Source organism: Caulobacter sp. BE254 (genome assembly GCF_031457295.1).
GTDB lineage: Bacteria > Pseudomonadota > Alphaproteobacteria > Caulobacterales > Caulobacteraceae > Caulobacter.
Genome location: NZ_JAVDWJ010000002.1, coordinates 183,604 through 201,686, shown reverse-complemented (window position 1 = coordinate 201,686; position 18,083 = coordinate 183,604). Strand labels below are relative to the sequence as shown.

19 protein-coding genes are annotated in these 18,083 nt (G+C 69.8%); 14 read left to right on the top strand and 5 right to left on the bottom strand.

Going from position 1 to position 18,083, the window contains the following annotated elements:
• Positions 1–19: 19 nt before the first annotated feature.
• Both J2X41_RS05045 and J2X41_RS05040 read left to right on the top strand, forming a co-directional pair.
• Positions 20–3,637 carry a M1 family aminopeptidase gene (locus J2X41_RS05045; RefSeq protein ID WP_310080121.1) on the top strand — a complete coding sequence of 1,206 codons (3,618 nt, stop codon included), beginning with the start codon at positions 20–22 and terminating at the stop codon, positions 3,635–3,637.
• The gene (locus J2X41_RS05040; protein WP_056758043.1) at positions 3,634–4,068 is read left to right on the top strand and encodes a PaaI family thioesterase; all 435 of its coding nucleotides are present in this window, start codon (positions 3,634–3,636) and stop codon (positions 4,066–4,068) included. The genes J2X41_RS05045 and J2X41_RS05040 overlap by 4 nt, the downstream gene beginning before the upstream one ends.
• Positions 4,069–4,110: 42 nt before the next feature.
• Here the strand turns inward: J2X41_RS05040 and J2X41_RS05035 are convergent, their stop codons facing one another.
• The gene (locus J2X41_RS05035; RefSeq protein ID WP_310080118.1) at positions 4,111–4,710 is read right to left on the bottom strand and encodes a DUF4142 domain-containing protein; all 600 of its coding nucleotides are present in this window, start codon (positions 4,708–4,710) and stop codon (positions 4,111–4,113) included.
• Between the two features lie 123 nt (positions 4,711–4,833).
• Here J2X41_RS05035 and J2X41_RS05030 point away from each other — a divergent pair, with 123 nt between their 5' ends.
• Positions 4,834–6,030, top strand: coding sequence for a CaiB/BaiF CoA-transferase family protein (locus J2X41_RS05030; RefSeq protein ID WP_310080117.1), 1,197 nt, complete (start codon positions 4,834–4,836; stop codon positions 6,028–6,030).
• Complete coding sequence (locus J2X41_RS05025; protein WP_310080116.1) at positions 6,030–6,440, top strand: GFA family protein; 411 nt, start codon at positions 6,030–6,032, stop codon at positions 6,438–6,440. The genes J2X41_RS05030 and J2X41_RS05025 overlap by 1 nt, the downstream gene beginning before the upstream one ends.
• A gap of 749 nt (positions 6,441–7,189) precedes the next feature.
• Here the strand turns inward: J2X41_RS05025 and J2X41_RS05020 are convergent.
• Positions 7,190–9,103, bottom strand: coding sequence for an HWE histidine kinase domain-containing protein (locus J2X41_RS05020; RefSeq protein WP_310080114.1), 1,914 nt, complete (start codon positions 9,101–9,103; stop codon positions 7,190–7,192).
• Between the two features lie 197 nt (positions 9,104–9,300).
• Between J2X41_RS05020 and J2X41_RS05015 the strand changes: the two genes are divergently transcribed.
• The 3 genes from J2X41_RS05015 (at position 9,301) to J2X41_RS05005 (ending at position 10,888) form a co-directional block, all read left to right on the top strand.
• Complete coding sequence (locus J2X41_RS05015; protein WP_310080112.1) at positions 9,301–9,687, top strand: hypothetical protein; 387 nt, start codon at positions 9,301–9,303, stop codon at positions 9,685–9,687.
• Positions 9,684–10,079, top strand: a complete 396-nt coding sequence (locus J2X41_RS05010; protein ID WP_028040095.1) for a hypothetical protein — start codon at positions 9,684–9,686, stop codon at positions 10,077–10,079. The genes J2X41_RS05015 and J2X41_RS05010 overlap by 4 nt, the downstream gene beginning before the upstream one ends.
• 191 nt (positions 10,080–10,270) lie before the next feature.
• Positions 10,271–10,888: a superoxide dismutase gene (locus J2X41_RS05005; protein ID WP_310080109.1), complete on the top strand. Its 618-nt coding sequence runs from the start codon at positions 10,271–10,273 to the stop codon at positions 10,886–10,888.
• A gap of 14 nt (positions 10,889–10,902) precedes the next feature.
• Here J2X41_RS05005 and J2X41_RS05000 read toward each other — a convergent pair whose 3' ends face one another.
• Both J2X41_RS05000 and J2X41_RS04995 read right to left on the bottom strand, forming a co-directional pair.
• Complete coding sequence (locus tag J2X41_RS05000; protein ID WP_310080107.1) at positions 10,903–11,754, bottom strand: metallophosphoesterase; 852 nt, start codon at positions 11,752–11,754, stop codon at positions 10,903–10,905.
• Positions 11,751–12,599 carry a diacylglycerol kinase family protein gene (locus J2X41_RS04995; RefSeq protein WP_310080106.1) on the bottom strand — a complete coding sequence of 283 codons (849 nt, stop codon included), beginning with the start codon at positions 12,597–12,599 and terminating at the stop codon, positions 11,751–11,753. Before J2X41_RS04995 ends, J2X41_RS05000 begins: the two co-directional genes overlap by 4 nt.
• Positions 12,600–12,750: 151 nt before the next feature.
• Between J2X41_RS04995 and J2X41_RS04990 the strand changes: the two genes are divergently transcribed.
• From J2X41_RS04990 to J2X41_RS04975, 4 genes are all read left to right on the top strand, one after another.
• A complete protein-coding gene (locus tag J2X41_RS04990) occupies positions 12,751–13,092 on the top strand; it encodes a glycine zipper domain-containing protein (protein ID WP_028040099.1) in 342 nt (113 codons plus the stop codon).
• An 81-nt stretch (positions 13,093–13,173) separates the two neighbouring features.
• Positions 13,174–13,638, top strand: a complete 465-nt coding sequence (locus J2X41_RS04985) for an OmpA family protein (protein WP_310080104.1) — start codon at positions 13,174–13,176, stop codon at positions 13,636–13,638.
• Positions 13,639–13,944: 306 nt separating this feature from the next.
• Entirely contained in the window at positions 13,945–14,154 is a 210-nt protein-coding gene (locus J2X41_RS04980) for a hypothetical protein (protein WP_310080102.1), read from the top strand.
• An 11-nt stretch (positions 14,155–14,165) separates the two neighbouring features.
• Positions 14,166–14,417, top strand: coding sequence for a hypothetical protein (locus J2X41_RS04975; RefSeq protein ID WP_310080100.1), 252 nt, complete (start codon positions 14,166–14,168; stop codon positions 14,415–14,417).
• Between the two features lie 110 nt (positions 14,418–14,527).
• Here J2X41_RS04975 and J2X41_RS04970 read toward each other — a convergent pair whose 3' ends face one another.
• Complete coding sequence (locus J2X41_RS04970) at positions 14,528–15,328, bottom strand: response regulator (RefSeq protein ID WP_310080098.1); 801 nt, start codon at positions 15,326–15,328, stop codon at positions 14,528–14,530.
• Between the two features lie 245 nt (positions 15,329–15,573).
• On the opposite strand from J2X41_RS04970, the gene J2X41_RS04965 reads away from it, so the two are divergent.
• From J2X41_RS04965 to J2X41_RS04955, 3 genes are read left to right on the top strand one after another with little or no spacing between them, the layout of a single operon-like run.
• Complete coding sequence (locus J2X41_RS04965) at positions 15,574–15,759, top strand: NepR family anti-sigma factor (protein WP_310080096.1); 186 nt, start codon at positions 15,574–15,576, stop codon at positions 15,757–15,759.
• Positions 15,760–15,761: 2 nt separating this feature from the next.
• On the top strand, positions 15,762–16,367 hold the full coding sequence (locus tag J2X41_RS04960) for a sigma-70 family RNA polymerase sigma factor (RefSeq protein WP_310080094.1): 606 nt from the start codon (positions 15,762–15,764) through the stop codon (positions 16,365–16,367).
• Positions 16,364–18,076: a sensor histidine kinase gene (locus J2X41_RS04955; protein ID WP_310080092.1), complete on the top strand. Its 1,713-nt coding sequence runs from the start codon at positions 16,364–16,366 to the stop codon at positions 18,074–18,076. Before J2X41_RS04960 ends, J2X41_RS04955 begins: the two co-directional genes overlap by 4 nt.
• Positions 18,077–18,083: the final 7 nt, after the last annotated feature.

The following is an 18,083-nucleotide window of genomic DNA, read 5'->3' as shown; positions in this document are numbered from 1 at the left end:
GGAAACGGGGCGCGCGGGCATGTTCGGAAAAGTCGCCGCCTTCGAGTTCCGCTACCAGGCGCGCCAGCCCGTCCTCTGGGTCGGGGTGGTCGTCTTCTTCCTGATGGCCTTCGGGACCGTGGCGTCCAGCAACATCAACATCGGCTCGTCGGCGAACGTCCACAAGAACGCGGCCACGGCGATCGCGGGCGTCCACCTGTTCTTCGCCATGATTTCCATGTTCGTCACGACGGCCTTCGTGGCCAATATCGTGGTGCGAGACGACGACACCGGGTTCGGCGGCATCCTGCGGTCCACCCGTCTGTCGAAATTCGACTATCTGTATGGCCGGTTCGTCGGGGCGTTCGCCGCCGCGGCCCTGGCCTTCCTGGCCGTGCCCGCCGGCATGCTCCTGGGGACGCTGATGCCGTGGGTCGATCCCGAGACCATCGGCCGCTTCGTGCCGGGCCACTACGTCTTCGCCTACCTGGTCCTGGCCCTGCCGGCCATCCTGCTGACCTCGGCGATCTTCTTCACCCTGACCACCGTGACCCGGTCGATGATGTGGACCTATGTCGGCGTCATCGTCTTCATGGCCCTGCAGTTCCTGGGCGGCGTGTTTCTGCGCCAGCCGGGCCTGGAACGGGTCGCCGCGCTGATCGAGCCCTTCGGCGGCGGCGCGTTCCGCCTGGCGACGCTCTACTGGACGGCGGCCGAGCGCAATACGCTGACGCCGCCCCTCGCGGGCTATCTGCTGGCCAATCGCCTGTTGTGGACGGGCCTGGCCCTCGCGATCCTGGCCGCCGGCTACGGGCTGTTCGATCCCCGCAAGGCCGACGGGGCGGTTGGGCGACGCGACAAGGGCGGGGCGAAAACGCCGGCGCCCGCGATGACGACCGTCCGGTCCCAACCTCGCTTCGACAGGGTTTCACGCTGGACCCAGCTTTGGGTGCGCGCCCGCCTGGACGCCCAGCAGGTGTTCCTCAGCCCGGCCTATCTGGTGCTGGTCGGCCTGGCGGCCGTGCTGGCCCTGGTCAATCTCTGGTACGCGACCGACGACAGCCTCTACGGCGGCGCGGTCTATCCGGTCACCCGGACGATGGTCGCCGCGATGAGCGGCATTTTCCCGTTCATGACGATGATCATCGCCGCGTTCTACGCCGGCGAGCTGGTCTGGCGCGAGCAGGACCGCAAGACCCACGAGCTGATCGACGCCACGCCCATTCCCGACTGGGCGTTCGTCGTCCCCAAGACCCTGGCGATCGCCCTGGTCCTGGCCTCGACCTTCCTGATCAGCGTGGCGGTGTCGATCGCCATGCAGCTGGTCAAGGGCTACACCCACCTGGAGCTGGTGAACTACCTGGTCTGGTGGGTGCTGCCGCAGACCGTCGATTGCCTGCTGCTGGCCGTGCTGGCGGTGTTCCTGCAGGTGCTGTCGCCGCACAAGTTCGTCGGCTGGGGCCTGATGGTGCTCTACATCATCGGCACGATCGTCGCCTCCAGCTGGGGGCTGGAGCACAACCTCTACCTCTTTGACGGCGCGCCCGGCGTGCCGATCTCGGATTTCAACGGCCTGAGCCGCTTCTGGATCGGGGCCTGGTGGTTTCGGCTCTACTGGGCGGCGTTCGCGGTGCTGCTGCTGGTGCTGTGCCACGTCCTGTGGCGGCGGGGGACCGAGAGTCGGCTGTGGCCGCGTCTGGCCGCCCTGCCGCGCCGGCTGGCCGGTGCGCCCGGCGTGATCGCCGCGGGCGCCCTGCTGACCTTCGCCGGCGTCGGCGCCTTCATCTACATGAACACCAACGTCTGGAACGCGTACCGCACCACGATCAGCAACGAGCGCTGGACGGCGGACTACGAGAAGGCCCTGCTGCCGTTCGAGAACACGCCCCAGCCCAAGATCGCGGCGGTCAAGCTGGACGTCGACATCCATCCGGGCTGCCCACGCATCGACACCAAGGGCGTCTACGAGATCGAGAACCGCACCGACAAGCCGCTGCGCGAGATCCACGTCCGCTTCGACCGCGACCTGAAGGTGCTGGCCCTGTCGATCGAGGGCGCCCGGCCTAAGCGGACCTTCGAGCGCTTCAACTACCGGATCTTCGCCTTCGACACCCCGATGCAGCCGGGCGAGCGCCGCTCGATGTCGTTCAGCACCGCGCGCCTGGCCATGGGCTTTCCCAACAGCAACCCCGACACCCGGATGGTCGACAACGGGACCTTCATCAACGACCAGCAGCTGGCCCCGTCGCTGGGCATGGACCGCAACGGCCTGCTGACCGACCGCACCAAGCGGCGCAAGTACGGCCTGCCGCCCGAGCTGCGGCCGGCCAAGCTGGGCGACGTTCCCTCGCGCCAGTTCAACGGCCTGCGCCGCGACAGCGACTGGGTGACCGCCGACATCACCGTCACCACCGACGCCGACCAGACGCCGATGGCCCCCGGCTACAAGGTCTCGGAGCGCACCTGGCGCGAGTCGGCCGAGATGAGCGGCCCGGTCGGCAAGGCCGGCGACCGGCGCACGGCGCGTTTCGTGACCGAGGCCCCGATCCTGCACTTCTTCTCGATCCAGTCGGCCCGCTACGCCGTGCGGACCGAGCCGTACAAGGGCGTGCAGCTGGCGGTCTACTACCATCCGGCCCACGCCTGGAACGTCGAGCGGATGATCAGCTCGATGAAGCGATCGCTGGACTATGACCAGGCCAACTTCAGCCCCTACCAGTTCCGCCAGCTGCGCTATCTGGAGTTCCCGGCCTACGAGAACTTCGCCCAGTCGTTCGCCAACACCATCCCGTGGTCGGAAAACCTGGGCTTCGTGTCCAAGTACGAAGACCCGACCAAGATCGACATGGTCACCTATGTCGGGGCCCACGAGATCGCCCACCAGTGGTGGGCCCACCAGCTGATCGGCGCCGACCAGCAGGGCGGCGCGGCCCTGTCCGAAACCCTGGCCCAGTACTCGGCCCTGATGGTGATGAAGAAGACCTACGGCGAGCCGATGATCCGCAAGTTCCTCAAGTACGAGCTGGACCGCTACCTGCGGGCCCGGGGCGGCGAGGTGATCGAGGAACTGCCGCTGCGCCAGGTCGAAAGCCAGCCCTACATCTACTACAACAAGGGTTCGCTGGTGATGTACCGCCTGGCCGACGAGATCGGCGAGGACAAGGTCAACGCCGCCCTGCGCGACCTGCTGGCGACCTACGCCTTCAAGGGCCCGCCCTATCCGACCGCCCTGGAGCTGGTCGCCGCCCTGCGCCGCCACGCCCCGGCCGACAAGCAGGCGCTGATCACCGACCTGTTCGAGAAGATCACCCTCTATGACCTGAAGACCACCATGGCCACGGCCCGCAAGCGGCCCGACGGCCGCTATGACGTGACGCTGACGGTGCAGGCCCGCAAGCTCTACGCCCAGGGTCGCGGCCAGGAGCAGGAAGCGCCGATGAGCGAGCCCATGGACGTCGGCCTGTTCACCCTGGAGCCCGGCAAGAAGGGCTTCGGCGCCGACAAGATCGTGGCCTTCGAGCGCCGGACCATCCGCTCGGGAACCCAGACCCTGACCTTCGTCACCAAGGTTCCGCCCAAGGCGGCGGGGGTGGATCCCTACAACATGGTCATCGACCGCAATGGCGACGACAACACCGCCAAGGTCGAACTGCGGTGAGCGCCGCGCCCGATCCCGCGACGCTGAAGCTCGACGCGGCGGCGCTCAACGCCTTCCTGGCCAAGGCCTTTCCCGAGGCCGAGACGCACCGTCCCGAGGTGGTCGAGGCCGAGCCGGGCCGGGTGCTGGTGCGCCAGGCCTTCGCCAGCCGGACGCTTCGGCCGGGCGGGCTGATCTCCGGGCCGGCCCAGATGGGCGTCGCCGACGTGGCGGCCTACGCCCTGGTCCTGGCCCATATCGGCGAAGTGGCCATGGCGGTGACCTCGTCCCTGACCATCCACTTCCTGCGCGGCGCCAAGCCGGGCGACCTCCATGCCGAGGGGACCCTGCTGAAGCTCGGCCGGCGGATCGCGACGGTCGAGGTGCTGGTCTGGTCGGAATCGCGCGAGCGAGCCGCCGCCAAGGCGACGGTCGCCTACGCGATTCCGTGAGACAGATGGAGCGCGCCGAGGCGCGCTCCGCTCCGGTCCTGACTAATGCACGAAGCCCTTCTTCAGGCCTTCGGCTTCGTTCAGGTGTTCCTGCACGGCCGGCGCCGTGGCGGCGGCGAAAGCCTTGATCGCCGCGGTGTCGCCGTCCTGGGCGTAGCGCTGCATCAGGTTCAGGGCCGCCTGGTGGACGTCGACCTGGTCATCCGCATAGGTCTTGTCGAAGTCCTCGTTGCTGGCCTTGTTCAGGTCGTCCAGCTTGTCCTGCAGGTCGGCCGGCAGGGCGGTCGGCGGGGTCAGGGCCGCGCCCGAGGCGGCGATGGCGGCCTTCAGGTCCTCGGTGGTCTTGGTGTGGGCCTTTTCCATCATCGCGGCGAACTTCTTCACCTCGGCGTTGGTCGAGCGCTTGGCCGCGACCTTGGCGGCTTCGATTTCGTACATGTCGGTGGCGGCGGCCTTCTCGACGAAGGTGGCGGCCTTGGTCTCGTCGGACGGGGTCGGGACCGTGGCCGACGGGTTGGCGTCCGGGGTGGCGGCCTGTTCGGCCGGGGTGGCGGCGCCCTTGGTCTCGTCGGACTTCTGGCCGCAGGCGGCGACGCTGAGGGCGGCGATGGCGGCGCCGACGATGAGAAGCTTACGGGTCATGGCTTTCTTTCCCTGCGCGTTTTTCTAGAACGTTGATGGTTCGGGGCGCCGCGCTTGCGCCGACGTGGCATAAGAACTTCACGGAGCCGTGATCGGTTCCGTGATCGCTGGGAAGGGAACGGCATGGCCGACGCGCCGCTGAAGGGCCTGCGGGTCATCGAGATGGGCTCGCTGATCGCCGGTCCGTTCTGCGGCCAGGTGCTGGGCGATTTCGGCGCCGAGGTGATCAAGCTGGAGGACCCCAAGGCCGGCGACCCGATGCGCCAGTGGGGCCGCACCAAGCCCAAGGGCCACTCGCCCTGGTGGCCGGTGATCGGCCGCAACAAGACCTCGGTGACCCTGGACCTGCGCGCCTCGGAAGGTCGCGACGTCGCCCGCGCCCTGATCGACACCGCCGACGTGGTGGTCGAGAACTTCCGTCCCGGCACGCTGGAAAAATGGGGCATGGGCTATGACGACCTGGCCAGGACCAATCCCGGCTTGGTCATGGCCCGGGTGTCGGGCTTCGGCCAGACCGGCCCCTATGCGCACCGCGCCGGCTACGCCCTGATCGGCGAGGCCATGGGCGGGCTGCGCCACATCACCGGCGAGGCCGACCGGCCGCCGGCCCGGGCGGGGATCTCGATCGGCGACAGCCTGGCCGGCCTCAACGCCGCCCTGGGGGTGATGATGGCCCTGCACGCCCGCCAGAGCAGCGGCCGGGGCCAAGTGGTCGACGCGGCGATCTACGAAAGCGTGCTGACGGTGATGGAGAACCTGATCACCGAATACGACCTGTCGGGCTATGTGCGCGAGCGCTCGGGCGCGATCCTGCCCGGCATCGCCCCGTCCAACGTCTATCCCACCCGCACCGGCGAGCTGATCCTGATCGGCGCCAACCAGGACACCCTGTTCAAGCGCCTGTGCGACGCCATGGGCCGGCCCGAGCTGGCGACCGACGCCCGCTATCGCGATCATGCCGCGCGCGGCGTCAATCAGCTGCAGCTGGACGCCACCATCGCCGGCTGGACCGTCGAGCGCGACATCGACGACCTGCTGCCCCTGCTGGAGGAGGCCGGCCTCGCCGTCGGCCGGGTCTACCGCGCGCCCGACATGCTGAAGGACCCGCAGTTCGCCGCCCGCCAGTCGATCGTCGAGGTCGCCCATCCCGTGTTCGGCACGGTGAAGATGCAGAACGCCTTTCCCCGGCTGTCCGAAACTCCCGGCGGGGTCCGTTGGCCGGGGCCGGCTTTGGGCGAGCACACCGACGCGGTGCTGGGCGCGGTGGCCGGCCTGTCGGCCGAGGCGATCGCCGGCCTGCGGGCCAAGGGGGTGGTCTGATGGACGCGCCCTACACCGGCGGCTGCCTGTGCGGCGCCCTGCGCTACGAGGCCCGCGGCCAGCCGCTGTACGTGGGCCATTGCTACTGCGCCGACTGTCGCAAGGCCTCGGGCTCGGGCTTCATCCCGTTCATGGCCTTCGCAGCCGCCGACCTGACCTTCAGCGCCCCGAGCCGGACCTTCACCTGCGTCTCGGCGCGGGGGAGCGACGCGGTGCGCAACAGCTGCCCGACCTGCGCCAGCCTGGTGTTCGGCGGGCCGGTGGGCCAGACCGACTCGCACACGATCTACGCCGGCTCTCTGGACGATCCCTCACTGTTCCGCCCCACCATGGCGATCTTCGCCAAGGGCCGGCCCGACTGGGCGGTGATCCCGGAGGGGCTTGAGGTGTTCGAGGGCTTGCCGGACTAGGCGGACAACCGGGGACGTGCACTCACCCTGGGCTCGGCGCGGACCTGTCCGGCGCTCTGCCGTGAGAGCACGTCCCCGGCTTGCGCTCAGCGTTCGGCTAATAAAGTTTCAGGATTTCAACGCCCTGAACTTTCTCGACCCGATTTGGTCCCCACCCTTCCAGACCGCCCTTATCCTGACCCCACCTCGTTGCATGGAAAGGGCGCATGGCCAGCGACCGATGCGGCGGCGGGGGGCGATCGAGCGGGACTGGGCTGGAGGGGGTTACTCCAGCGTGTCCGGGGCCTTCCATCGTTGGGGAGCCCGCCCGCCGTCGGCGTCGAACGGGGATAAAGCGCGAGTATGCCCATAGGCCCGCGCCCCCGGCGTCCGGTTTCTCCCGAAAGGGATCGAGACCGGGTCCGGCTAAGCCTCAACAGGGCTGCCCACCGGACGCTGGCGGAAAACGAGCGCGCGGAGCGATCGGCTTCGTCGAAACGGTAACAACTTAAAGAACTCCGGACGATGTCCGGCGCTCCGCGTCCCTTTCCGATAGCTCAGCGGCTAGCCGCGTGAGGCGGCGAAGCCGCGCCAGTCAGATCCTCCCCCTGTGGGGGAGGTGTCGGCGAAGCCGACGGTGGGGGGAGTGATCGGCAGGCGGCCACAACCCGGATCGACACCCCCAAAACTCCCCCCACCGATCGCTGCGCGATCGCCTCCCCCACGGGGGGAGGATCTGGATGAGCCGGTCCGGGCAAGTGATGGAGCTCCTACCGCCCCGTCACCGACGCCAGGGCTCGGGCGATTTGGTGGACGTTGTAGGGCTTGCGGACGATCGGGGCGTCGAAGCCCATCGGGGCGGCCTTGTCGGCGTAGCCGGTGGCGAAGACGAACGGCCGGCCCTCGCGGCGCAGCACCTCGGCGACCGGGGCCACCGACTGGCCGTTGAGGTCGGCGTCCAGCACGGCGGCGTCGAACGTCAGCTCCAGCATCGACAGCGCCTCGGCCAGCTCGGCCGCGCAGCCCACGACCTCGACGCCGGAATCCTCCAGCCCCGCCTCCAGCTCCATGGCCAGCAGCAGCGAGTCCTCGACGATCAGCACCTTCAGGCCCGCGATGTCGCCGGTCCGGAAGCTGTCGTCGCCGCCGCCGACCGTCTCGACGATACGGGTGTCGGGGACCTCGACCGGTTCGGGCTCGGGCTCGTCGACCAAGGCGTCGGCGGCGGCGTGGATCATCGCCGTGACGCCGCTGCGCTTGTATTCGACGGTCGCCCGCCCGCCGAGCTCCCGGCCGACCACGTCCTCGATCAGGGTCATGCCGAAGCCGCGGACGTCGGGCGGCGAGGTCATCGGCCCGCCGGTCTCCAGCCATTCCAGATTGAAACCGCCGCCGGGGGCCACGCGCCAGACCACCTCGACCCGGCCGCTCTCGACCGACAGCGACCCGTACTTGACGGCGTTGACGGCCAGCTCGTGCAGGGTCAGCGACAGGGCCGCCGCGGCGCGCGGCGTCAGGAACAGCTCGGGCCCGTCCCAGCGGGTCTGGTTGGGGGCCAGGCCGCCCAGCTCGGCCGCCGCGATCCGCGCCAGGGTGGCGCCGCGCCAGCGGGCGGCGCTGAGCAGGTCGTGGGCCGAGCTCATCGCCTTGAGCCGGCCGTTGAAGGCCTTCAGGAAGCCGTCCAGGGACGAGGCCTTGCGGGCCGACTGGCCGGCCACCGACTGCACGGCGGCCAGGATGTTCTTGATCCGGTGGTCCAGCTCGGTGAGCAGGTTCTCGCGCTGGTCGTCGGCGTCCTTGCGGGCGGTGACGTCCTGGACCACCCCGATCAGCCGCAACGGCTTGCCGTCGGCGTCCCGGACCAGCAGGCCGGCCACCCGGTTCCAGACCACCCGGTGCGGATCGGACGACACGCGCCGGAACTCGACCTCGTAGCGGCCCTGGGCCTTCAGCTGGGCCTCGACCTCGGCGCGAACCGCCTCGCGGTCGTCGGGATGGATGAAGCCGTACAGGGCCTCGCCGCGTTCGGCCGGCGCCACCCCTTCGGGAACTTCGGTGATCGACGCCATCCGGGCGCTGACCCGCACGGTGTCGGTCGTCATGTCCCAGACGAACTCGCCGAGGTTGGCGGCGTGCAGGGCCAGGGCGATCCGCTCGCTGTCCAGGGTGCGCTCGGCGACGTTGCGGGCCGTCTCGGCGTCGTGCAGCAGCTCCTCCATCGCCAGGGCGGCCAGGTCGGCCAGGGCGTCGGTCAGGCCGGGATCGACGGCCTCCCGGGGCGCGGGGTCCTCGACGGTCAGCAGGCCGACAATCTCGCCCGAGGCGGTCTTCAGCGGCGCGCAGGCGAAGAAGCGACTGTCGGCGCACCAGGGGCGCAGGGCCTGGTCCGGATCGGCGGCGAGGTCGGGATGGGCCACCACGCCGTTCTCGCGCATCCGTTCGGCCAGGCCAGGGGGGCGAGGTTCCTCGACATGGTCGAACCCGACCTTGGCCTTCAGCCAGACGCTGTCCTTGCCGATCAGGCGGATCGCCGCCCGTGGGGCGCCGAACAGGCGCGAGGCCAGGCGCACGATGCGATCGAACCGGGGGTCGGCCGGGTCGCCGCCAAAGGCGCGGAGAGCATTGAGGGCGCGCAGTCGTCGCGCCTCCTGATCATCCGCCAGCGTTGCGCTCGCATCGTCCATGATTCGACCATAGACCGGGTTCGCGCGAGGCGCGAGATCGATAAAGGCGGCCCTCCGCGATCGCCGGCGAAGATCGCCTGTGGTGAAGCTCAAACCTTGTGGCTACAATGGAACTCGTCGCTTCGGCTTTGCGTTGAGCGGGCGCAGCTTCGCAGCTGCCCGCCCCCCACAAGCCGAGCCGCGAACTGGAGATCATCATGCCCGACAACGCCCTCAACCCCGCCCTGAAGGAAGCCAGCAAGGCGTCGTCGAACGCCGGCGCGGCTCTCGACCACGCCGAGCGCAGCTTCGGCGAGGCGACCACCGCCGCCCGCGGCAACCTCGGCGAGGCCGCCGCCGCCGCCAAGGCCAACCTGGCCGACGCCGCCAAGCGCATCGAAGCCTCCCTGACCCAAGGCCTGGAAACCCTGCGCGCCCAGACCCGCACCTATACCGACACCGCCGGCCAGTCGGTCGACGAAGCCAGCCGCTATGTCAGCGAGCGCGTTCGCGAGCGGCCGATCACCGCCACCCTGGCCGGCCTCGGCGTCGGCGTGCTGCTGGGCCTCCTGCTGGCCGGAAACCGCGGCGGCCGCGACAAGTGATCTTCGGCAAGACCCTGACGACCCTGGCAGCGGCCGCGGCGATCGCCGCGGCCGCTGCCGTGAGCGTGTTCGCCGCGGCCTTCGCGCTGTTCGCGGTGCTGCAGCCCCATCTCGGCGCCGCCGGAGCGGCGGCGGTGGTCGCCGCGGTGGCCGCCGCGATCGTCGGGCTGGCCGGCCTGCTGGCCGCGCTCAAGGCCGAGGAAAAGGCCCGGCCCGCGCCGGCGCCGGACGCCTTCGCTTTCGCCGAGAAGGCCATCGAGATGGTCAAGGATCGGCCGATCCTGACCGTCGGCGCGGGTCTGGCGGCGGGGATCATCGCCTTTCGCAACCCCGCCCTGGCCGCGATCGTCGCCAAGGCGCTGCTGGATTCGCAGAAACCGCCGCCGCGCTAGAGCGTGACAGCCGAAAGTGGATGCCGGTTTCGGCGTCCGTCACGCTCTGAATGTTTAATCTGGAGCCTGCTTCTCCGTTTCCAACGGAAACGGGCAGGCTCCAGCGAGAATCGACAAGACGAGCTTTTCCCGCCTCTGGTTTTCTGGGCCTCCCCGCCCATCTTCCGGGGGCGTTTTGCCCTGGAGCGATCATGTTCAAACTCCCCGACCTTCCCTACGCCTATGAAGCCCTGGAGCCGACCATCTCGGCCAACACGCTTCATTTTCACCATGACAAGCACCACGCGGCCTATGTGAACGCGCTGAACGGCCTGCTGCCGGAGGGCGACAAGCGGCCGCTGGAAGCGGTGATCCGCGAGGCCGGCCCCGGCAAGGTGTTCAACAACGCCGCCCAGGCCTGGAACCACGCCTTCTTCTGGGACTGCATGAGCGCCGACAAGGCCGCCCCGTCGGCCGAGCTGACCGCCGCCATCGACGAGGCGTTCGGCGGCCTGGCCGGCCTGAAGGAAAAGTTCGTCGCCGAGGGCGTCGGCCACTTCGGCTCGGGCTGGGTCTGGCTGGCCGTGCAGGAGGGCAAGTTGGTGGTGCTCTCGACCCACGACGCCGACGATACCCTGACCAAGCCGGGCGTCACGCCGCTGCTGGTCTGCGACCTGTGGGAGCATGCCTACTATCTGGACCACCAGAACAACCGGAAGGGCTTCCTGGAAGCCTGGTTCGACGTCCTGCCCAACTGGCCGTTCGCCGACGCCCAGTTCGCCGCGGCCAAGGGTCAGGGCGCGGCCTGGACCTATCCCGAACCGGCCTGACCGGCTTTCGGTCTCTAGATCTTGAGCGGCGCGACCTCGGTCGCGCCGTTTTCGTTTGAAGTCTTGGGAACGCAGCGGCGAGGAACCGACCAGGTCCGGAAGGTCGTGAACCGGGTGCGTTCGAAGGCCAGGGCCGTGATGCGGATGTCGACGTCGTCGACCTCGATCACATTGAAGCTGGGCGGCACGCCGCGCTCGCGCACCGACAACGTCCCCGAGCCGACCGCCTGGGTGCAGCCGTCGGAGAACGGATAGGGATGCACGAACGGCGCATGGATGTGGCCGGTCAGGACCAGGTCGACCCCGGCGTGCGAGAAGGCCTGGGCCGCCGCGGTGCCGCCATGCACCCGGGCGGTCATCGGCCCGCCCAGCATCTCGATCAGCGGGTGGTGGCAGACCACGATCTTCAGGGCTCCGGGCGCGGCGCCCTTCAGGTCGGCGCAGACCTCGCGGACCTGGCGGCGCGAGACCGCGCCCTTCGACCAGTTCAGCCGCAGCTGGAAGGCGCGGGCCGAGTTGAGGGTGACCACCGTGGCCCGCGGATCGTCCCAGTCGCTGTTCATCCGCTCGCCGAACCGGGTCTCGTACCGCCGCCACGGCGCGACCAGGCGGGCCAGAATCTCGCGTGGACCGGCGAACGGGACGTCGTGATTGCCCGGCGTGACCAGGCGCGGCCGGGGCAGCCGGTCGAGCCAGGCTTGAGCGGCGTCGAACTCCTCGACCTTGCCGTCCTTGGTCAGGTCGCCGGCGGCGATCACCAGGTCGGGCCGTTCGGCGTGGATGCGCTCGACCGCCGCCTCGACGGCGGCCTTGTGCTCGCCGCCGAAATGGATGTCGGACACCTGGACCAGCTTGAGCGGCCTCATGAAGCGGGAACCAGGGCGCGAAAGGCCTTGGGGCGGAAGCGGATGGCGACGGTGTCGTCCAGCCGCACCGGTTCGCCGTCGAGGATGGCGGGGATCCGGCCCCCGGCCCAAACCTTGCCGATCCGGCAGCGGCCGACGACCACCGACGGGTCGTTGCGCCAGTTGCCGGTCACGGTGTTGACCCCCAGGCGGAAGATGTCGAGCGCGCCGGCGGGGTCGAGGGCGGCGGCCTCCAGGGCCTGCTCGTCGGCGTCCAGGTCGGCCGAGACCAGAGGGCAGAGCAGGCTCAGGGCCTCGGTCTTGCCCTTGGGGCGGCCGTCCAGCACGTAGCGCAGGCGGCTGGAGAAGGCGCGGCGCATGGCCCGGCGGGCGCGCAGCAGCGCCAGGTCGGCCCGGCCCGCCCGCGCCGCCTCGCGCGCCTCGGCCCACAGGGCGGGGCTGCCGAGGATGGCGGCGACGAAGAACAGCCGGCCGTTGATCTCGCCGCCGGAGATCATCCGTTCCTGGCCGCCCTTCAGGCAGTTGGCCATGGCCTCGGGCCAGGGAACGACGCCGTACAGCGCGTGGGGCAGCATGTTCATGGTGCCGCCGGGCAGGGGCGCGATCAGGGGACCGTCGGGACCGGCCATCTCGGCGGCAGCCCGGGCGGTGCCGTCCCCGGCCACCACCAGCAGGGCGTCGGGCCGGGAGTCGAGGGCGTCGCGCAGGCAGACGATCAGCTCGCCCTCGCTGGGCGCGTGGACCCGCCCGGTGACCCCGTGCTCAGCCAGGATGGCCTCGGCCTGGGCGGGCGCGTCCCGGCCCACCGAGCCGGAAGCGATGTTGGTGACGACTTCCACACGCATGCGAAGTTCCAGGGCGCACGGGGCGCGGGGCCGGGGCGCGGATGCGCAAGAGGGATCGAGACCAGAAACGGCGGCGCTTGGCTGGGGTTCCCGGAACCGTTGCCGGCGCGGCCCGTTTGCTGCCTGGGACAAGCTCGAACGGAGAGCCACGATGAACAAGACCTTGATCGCCCTCTTGGGCGTCGGCGTGCTGGCCAGCGCTTGCACCGCCACCGGCAACACCGAACGCAACGCCGCGGGCGGCGCGGCCCTGGGCGCCCTGGCGGGCGCGATCGTCGGCAACAACGTCGGCGGCGGCAGCGCCACCACGGGCGCCGCGGTCGGCGCGGCGCTGGGGGGCACCGTCGGCGCCGTGAAGGGCTGCCGCGAAGACGGGGGTTGCGGCGCCACCAACGTCAATCGCCGTCAGTACTATGACGAGCGCGCCGGACGGTATTACTACTACGACTCGCGGAGCGGTCGTTACTACTGGGAAGACGGCAGCCCGCGTTAAGTCGGGCCAGGCCGAACCCTCGTAAAGGCGGCCGGCTCGTGTCGGCCGCCTTTTGCGCGCCGTGGCGTCAGAGAGGGCAAGATGAAGACGATCGGACGGGCGATAATCGGCGTGGCGGTCCTGGGCGGCCTGGTGGCGGGATGCGCGAGCCATCCCAGGCCCAAGTCGCGGTCGCAGGTCGTGCAGATGGCCCCCAGTTGCGAAGACTTTTCGGTCCAGATCTATTTCGAGAGCCGATCGGCCCAGCTGACCAACGAGGCGCGCTCCGTGCTGAAGGGGGCCGACGCCCTGGCCACGGGTTGCAAGGTCGCCTCGGTGCGGGTCGTGGGCCTGGCCGACGCCGCGGGGGCGCCGGACGCCAACCTGGCGCTGTCCAGGCAGCGCGCCGACGTGGTGACCCGGGCGCTGGACAAGATGGGCTACAGCAACGTGACGCTTGACGTCGGCGCGGCCGGCGACGCCGGGGCCATGACCAACGACGGCGAGAACCGCCCCCTGAGGCGCCAGGCCGATATCCAGTTCGATCTGGACGGAAGGCTGCGCTAGCGCGCCGCGCACGAAAAAGGCGGATCCGAAGGGATCCGCCGGCATGCGTTTTGAAGGGTAGGGTGCGGAGGCGGCAGGCTGGCTTTCACCAGCCTCAAGTCGGGGGGGCGTCGCCGCCTCCGCAATTCAAAAACGCCGCTCCCACCGGGGGGTTCCCGCCCAGCGAAACTTTTTCGCCTTTTCCGCGATATTTTTTCGCGCCGCCGTTCGGCCGCCATTCGTCGGGGCAGCCGGCAGGGAACGTCGCAAGGGACGACACGTTGATGTCCCGAAGGCCGAATGGCCTCGCACAGGGGAGCAACGTTCGTGATCCGCACCTATCAAGCCGAACAGGGTGGACTGACCTTCGACGGCCCGATGTCGCGTCGGCAACGGACCAGGCGCAACCGCATCATGGCCTTGGCGGTGATCGTCACGGTGGCGGCGTCGGCGGGCGTTCTCCAGCACTTTAGCGACAACCTCGCTCCCAGCGGCCCGGCGACGCCCGGTACGGGAGCCTATTCCGCCGCCCGATAAGGAGGCCCAAGATGCCCGCCGACCTTGAACACCACCATCCCGCCGTCAACGCGACCCGGGTCCGCCAGGGGCGCTGGGGCAAGCACGTCTTCTGGGTGCTGATCATCTCGACCGTACTGGCCGCTGCGGCGTTGTTCGGCGCCTGGGGCCTGCGCTCGGGGGACCTGGCCGGGGTCGAGCATACCAAGGGCGCGACCACCACCCAGGAAGCCGAGCGCTATTCCGGCGAACAGGCGCCGGTCAGGCAGACACCTTCCAGCTAATCTGGCCAGCTAATCTGGCTCGTGACCGCGAAGCTTAGCCCATGAAAAAGGCCCCGGCGAAAACCGGGGCCTTGATCGTTTCGGGGTCCGACCCGGACGCGCGGCCGGTATCAGGCCGCCTTTTGCGTCCGGCGCGGGTGGAAGAACAGCGCCTGGCCGATCGCCGCCTTCACCGTCTCCGGCTGGAAGGGCTTGGTGATCAGGAAGGTCGGCTCCGGGCGTTCGCCGGTCAGCAGGCGTTCGGGGAAGGCCGTGATGAAGATCACCGGCACGTCCAGGCGGGCCAGGATGTCCTTGACCGCATCGATGCCCGACGAGCCGTCGGCCAACTGGATGTCGGCCAGCACCAGGCCGGGCGTGCGCCGGGTGACAGCGTCGACGGCCTCGCCGCGCGTGGCGGCGATGTCGATCACGTCGTGGCCCAGTTCCTTGACCAGGGCCTCGATGTCGGCGGCGATCACCGGTTCGTCCTCGATGATCAGGACCTCGGTGGCCAGTTCGGCGTCGATCTCGCTCTGGGCCTCGGCGATCAGCCGTTCGACCTCGGCGAAGTCGCAATCCAGGATCTGCGAGGCCTCGGTGGGGGTGAAGCCTTCCAGGGCGGTGAGCAGGAACGCCTGGCGCGAACGCGGCGCGATCCGCAACAGCCGCTGCGAGGCGTCGTCGGCCGCGCCGGTCAGGTCGTCACGGCGCGCTTCCAGCTGGGCGCCCGAGGACAGCCAGATGGCGTGGAACACGCGATAGAGCGCGACCCGGGGCGACAGATTGGCGTCCAGCGACCGCTCGCCGGCCGCCAGGGCCTCGAGCGCGACGCGCACATAGTGGTCGCCAGTGGTCTGGTCGCCGGTCAGGGCGCGGGCATAGCGACGAACGTAAGGCAAGTGCGGCGCCAGCCGGGCAAGAAGACTCATGACCCCTCCCGTGTGAGTGTCTTCGGATACAAAAAAGCCTGCGGTGTGGTGAAGCTACGCCGTTCGGCCATCCGAACATAAACGCAACCCTCAGACACCGGTTCCATGGCGGGTTTCGAAGCGACGACAATTTTGCCATCATATGCTCAAGCTTGTGGAACCCCATAGGGAATCCGACGTTGTCATCCGGCGTACACTCATTCGGCCAAAGGGGGCGGGCGCCGCGTCTCGTCGGCGTCGAGGACATGATCGAACACGTACCCATGGAAGATCACCGCAAAGGGACGGCCGCGCTCGACGAAGCGCGGCTCCGTCAGCAGGCTATCGGCGTCAAGCTTCGCCAGATGTTCGACGAGGTCGTCAACGAGCCTGTGCCCGACGAGTTTCTGGACATCCTGCGCAAGGCCGAGACGCCTTCGGGAGAGCGTTGAGCATGAGCGAAGCGCAAGTCGGCCGGTCCCCCTTCGATCCGGCCCGTGACGGGGCCTTCAAGAAGGAACTCGTCACGCTCATTCCGCATCTGCGCGCCTTCGCCCGCACCCTGACCGGCGACCCCACCGCGGCTGACGATCTGGCGCAGGACGCCATGATGAAGGCCTGGGACGCCCGCGCCAGCTTCCAGCTGGGCACCAACATGAAGGCCTGGACCTTCATGATCCTGCGCAACCAGTTCTATTCCGAGAAGCGCCGGTCCTGGCGCCAGAGTCAGCTCGACCAGGAGGCGGCCGAACGCACTCTGGTGGCGGTCGACGATCCCGAGGCGCCGGTAGCCCTGGACGAGCTGCGGCTCAGCCTGGCGATGCTGCCGCCGGAACAGCGCGAGGCCCTGATCCTGGTCGGGGCGGGCGGCTTCGCCTATGAGGAAGCCGCCGAGATCTGCGGCTGCGCGGTAGGCACGGTGAAGAGCCGGGTCAGCCGGGCGCGGCGAGCCCTGCAGGCGATTCTCGAGGCCGGCGCCTATGACCGCGACGGCGCCGCCGCCGGCGACGCCATGTACGCCATCCTGGCCGACGCGGAGAGACTGAGCACCCTGCGGTGAAGCCCCTCCTCAGGCGAGGAGCCGGAACGGTCGGATCCATCCGGGTCCGGCTGGCCGGCGCGTTGTTCCTCGCGCTCTTGCCGGTCCTGATCCTCGGCGTGCTGCAATCGGTCTTCGCCTTCAAGGCCGAGGCCGATTCGCGCCGCCAGAGCCTGGAGCTGGCGGCCGGCCGCAGCGCCGCGATCGCCCGGGCCCGCATCGAAGCCGCCGGCGTCCTCCTCCAGACCCTCGGGCCTGGGTCGGTCGGGCTGGAATGCACCCAGCGCCTGGACACGGTGAAGCAGCGCCTGCCGGGCTACGCCAACCTGATCCGCTTCGACGCCTACGGTCGCGTGTCGTGCGCCGCCGCCACCACGCCGCCGGACGCCACCCGCGCCAACCGGCGGTGGTTCCAGCGCCTGGCCACCGGATCGCACATGGTGGTGGCCAGCATTCCGGGCGTCTCCTACGCCGACGAGCCCGCCGTGCTGACCGCCGTCCGGGCCGAGAAGCGCGACGGCCGGTTCGACGGGGCCATGGCCGCCGTGCTGACCCTGTCGACGATCCAGCCGGAGACCGCCAACCGCTACCTGCCGGGCGGGGCCGAGGTGGCCCTGGCCGACTCCGAAGGCCATGTCTTCGCCGCCACCAACCCGCGGGCGTTCGGAAGTCCGTCCACCGCCTGGCGGGACCAGACCCTCAAGAGCGGCTCGGCCCTGTGGTCGGGGCGCGACGCCGACGACCGGCCGCGGGACTTCTCGGCCGCGCCGCTGGTCGGGCAGGAGGTGTTCGTCATCCTGTCGGCCAAGGCGCCGGGCCTGGCCTCGTGGGCCTGGCTGAACCCGATGCTGCGTCTGCTGGCGCCGCTGCTGGCCTTCGTCCTGGCCCTGGCGGCCGTGCTCTACGCCACCGAACAGGCGGTGATCCGCTGGATCGTCTATCTGCGGCGGGTCGCGGCCATCTACGCCCGGGGCCGGTTCACGGTGCGTCCCCTGCAGGCCGAGCGCGCGCCGCCGGAGATCCGCGAACTGGCCGCCACCCTCGACGACATGGCGGCCGGCATCGTCGCCCGCGACGCCTCGCTGCGCGACAGCCTGGACGAGAAGGACGCGCTGATGCGCGAGATCCATCACCGGGTGAAGAACAACCTGCAGATCATCTCGAGCCTGCTGAACATGCAGCAGCGGGCGCTGACCGACCCCGCCGCCCGCACCGCCCTGAACGACACCCGCCAGCGGATCACCGCCCTGGCTCAGATCTACCGGGCGCTCTACCAGGGTCCCGACCTCAAGCGGGTGGACCTGCGGCCGTTCCTGGAGGAGCTGACGGCCCTGCTGTTGGCCGGCGACATGTCGACCGGCGGCGCGATCCGCACCGAGGTCCATGCCGACCCGCTGGTCATCGACCCGGACCGCCTGGCGCCCCTGGCCCTGTTCGCGGTCGAGGCCATCACCAACGCCCAGAAGCACGCCCTGGCCGAACGCGGCGGCACGCTGACGGTGGACTTCTTCGTACGGGGCGAAGAGGCCGAGCTGGCGATCGGCGACGACGGTCCCGGCGCGCCCATGGGGCCGGTCGAGGGCGTGGGCCGAACCCTGATGACCGCCTTCGCCCGGCAGCTGCGCGGCAAGCTGCTGTTCGACACCTCGCCGGCCGGCGGTCTGTTGGTGCGCCTGGTGTTCCCGACCCCGGAAGCGCCGCCGGCCGAGCCTGCCAATACCGGAACCTAGCCGGGAG

Excerpts from the sequence above, each read along its gene's own strand:
- J2X41_RS05000 (WP_310080107.1), bottom strand. The coding sequence starts at position 11,754 with ATGAGGCCGCTCAAGCTGGTCCAGGTGTCCGACATCCATTTCGGCGGC.
- J2X41_RS05020 (WP_310080114.1), bottom strand. The coding sequence starts at position 9,103 with ATGGACGATGCGAGCGCAACGCTGGCGGATGATCAGGAGGCGCGACGA.
- J2X41_RS04965 (WP_310080096.1), top strand. The coding sequence starts at position 15,574 with ATGATCGAACACGTACCCATGGAAGATCACCGCAAAGGGACGGCCGCG.
- J2X41_RS05025 (WP_310080116.1), top strand. The coding sequence starts at position 6,030 with ATGGACGCGCCCTACACCGGCGGCTGCCTGTGCGGCGCCCTGCGCTAC.
- J2X41_RS05015 (WP_310080112.1), top strand. The coding sequence starts at position 9,301 with ATGCCCGACAACGCCCTCAACCCCGCCCTGAAGGAAGCCAGCAAGGCG.
- J2X41_RS04960 (WP_310080094.1), top strand. The coding sequence starts at position 15,762 with ATGAGCGAAGCGCAAGTCGGCCGGTCCCCCTTCGATCCGGCCCGTGAC.
- J2X41_RS04970 (WP_310080098.1), bottom strand. The coding sequence starts at position 15,328 with ATGAGTCTTCTTGCCCGGCTGGCGCCGCACTTGCCTTACGTTCGTCGC.
- J2X41_RS04995 (WP_310080106.1), bottom strand. The coding sequence starts at position 12,599 with ATGCGTGTGGAAGTCGTCACCAACATCGCTTCCGGCTCGGTGGGCCGG.
- J2X41_RS04985 (WP_310080104.1), top strand. The coding sequence starts at position 13,174 with ATGAAGACGATCGGACGGGCGATAATCGGCGTGGCGGTCCTGGGCGGC.
- J2X41_RS05035 (WP_310080118.1), bottom strand. The coding sequence starts at position 4,710 with ATGACCCGTAAGCTTCTCATCGTCGGCGCCGCCATCGCCGCCCTCAGC.
- J2X41_RS04990 (WP_028040099.1), top strand. The coding sequence starts at position 12,751 with ATGAACAAGACCTTGATCGCCCTCTTGGGCGTCGGCGTGCTGGCCAGC.
- J2X41_RS04975 (WP_310080100.1), top strand. The coding sequence starts at position 14,166 with ATGCCCGCCGACCTTGAACACCACCATCCCGCCGTCAACGCGACCCGG.
- J2X41_RS05030 (WP_310080117.1), top strand. The coding sequence starts at position 4,834 with ATGGCCGACGCGCCGCTGAAGGGCCTGCGGGTCATCGAGATGGGCTCG.
- J2X41_RS05045 (WP_310080121.1), top strand. The coding sequence starts at position 20 with ATGTTCGGAAAAGTCGCCGCCTTCGAGTTCCGCTACCAGGCGCGCCAG.
- J2X41_RS05005 (WP_310080109.1), top strand. The coding sequence starts at position 10,271 with ATGTTCAAACTCCCCGACCTTCCCTACGCCTATGAAGCCCTGGAGCCG.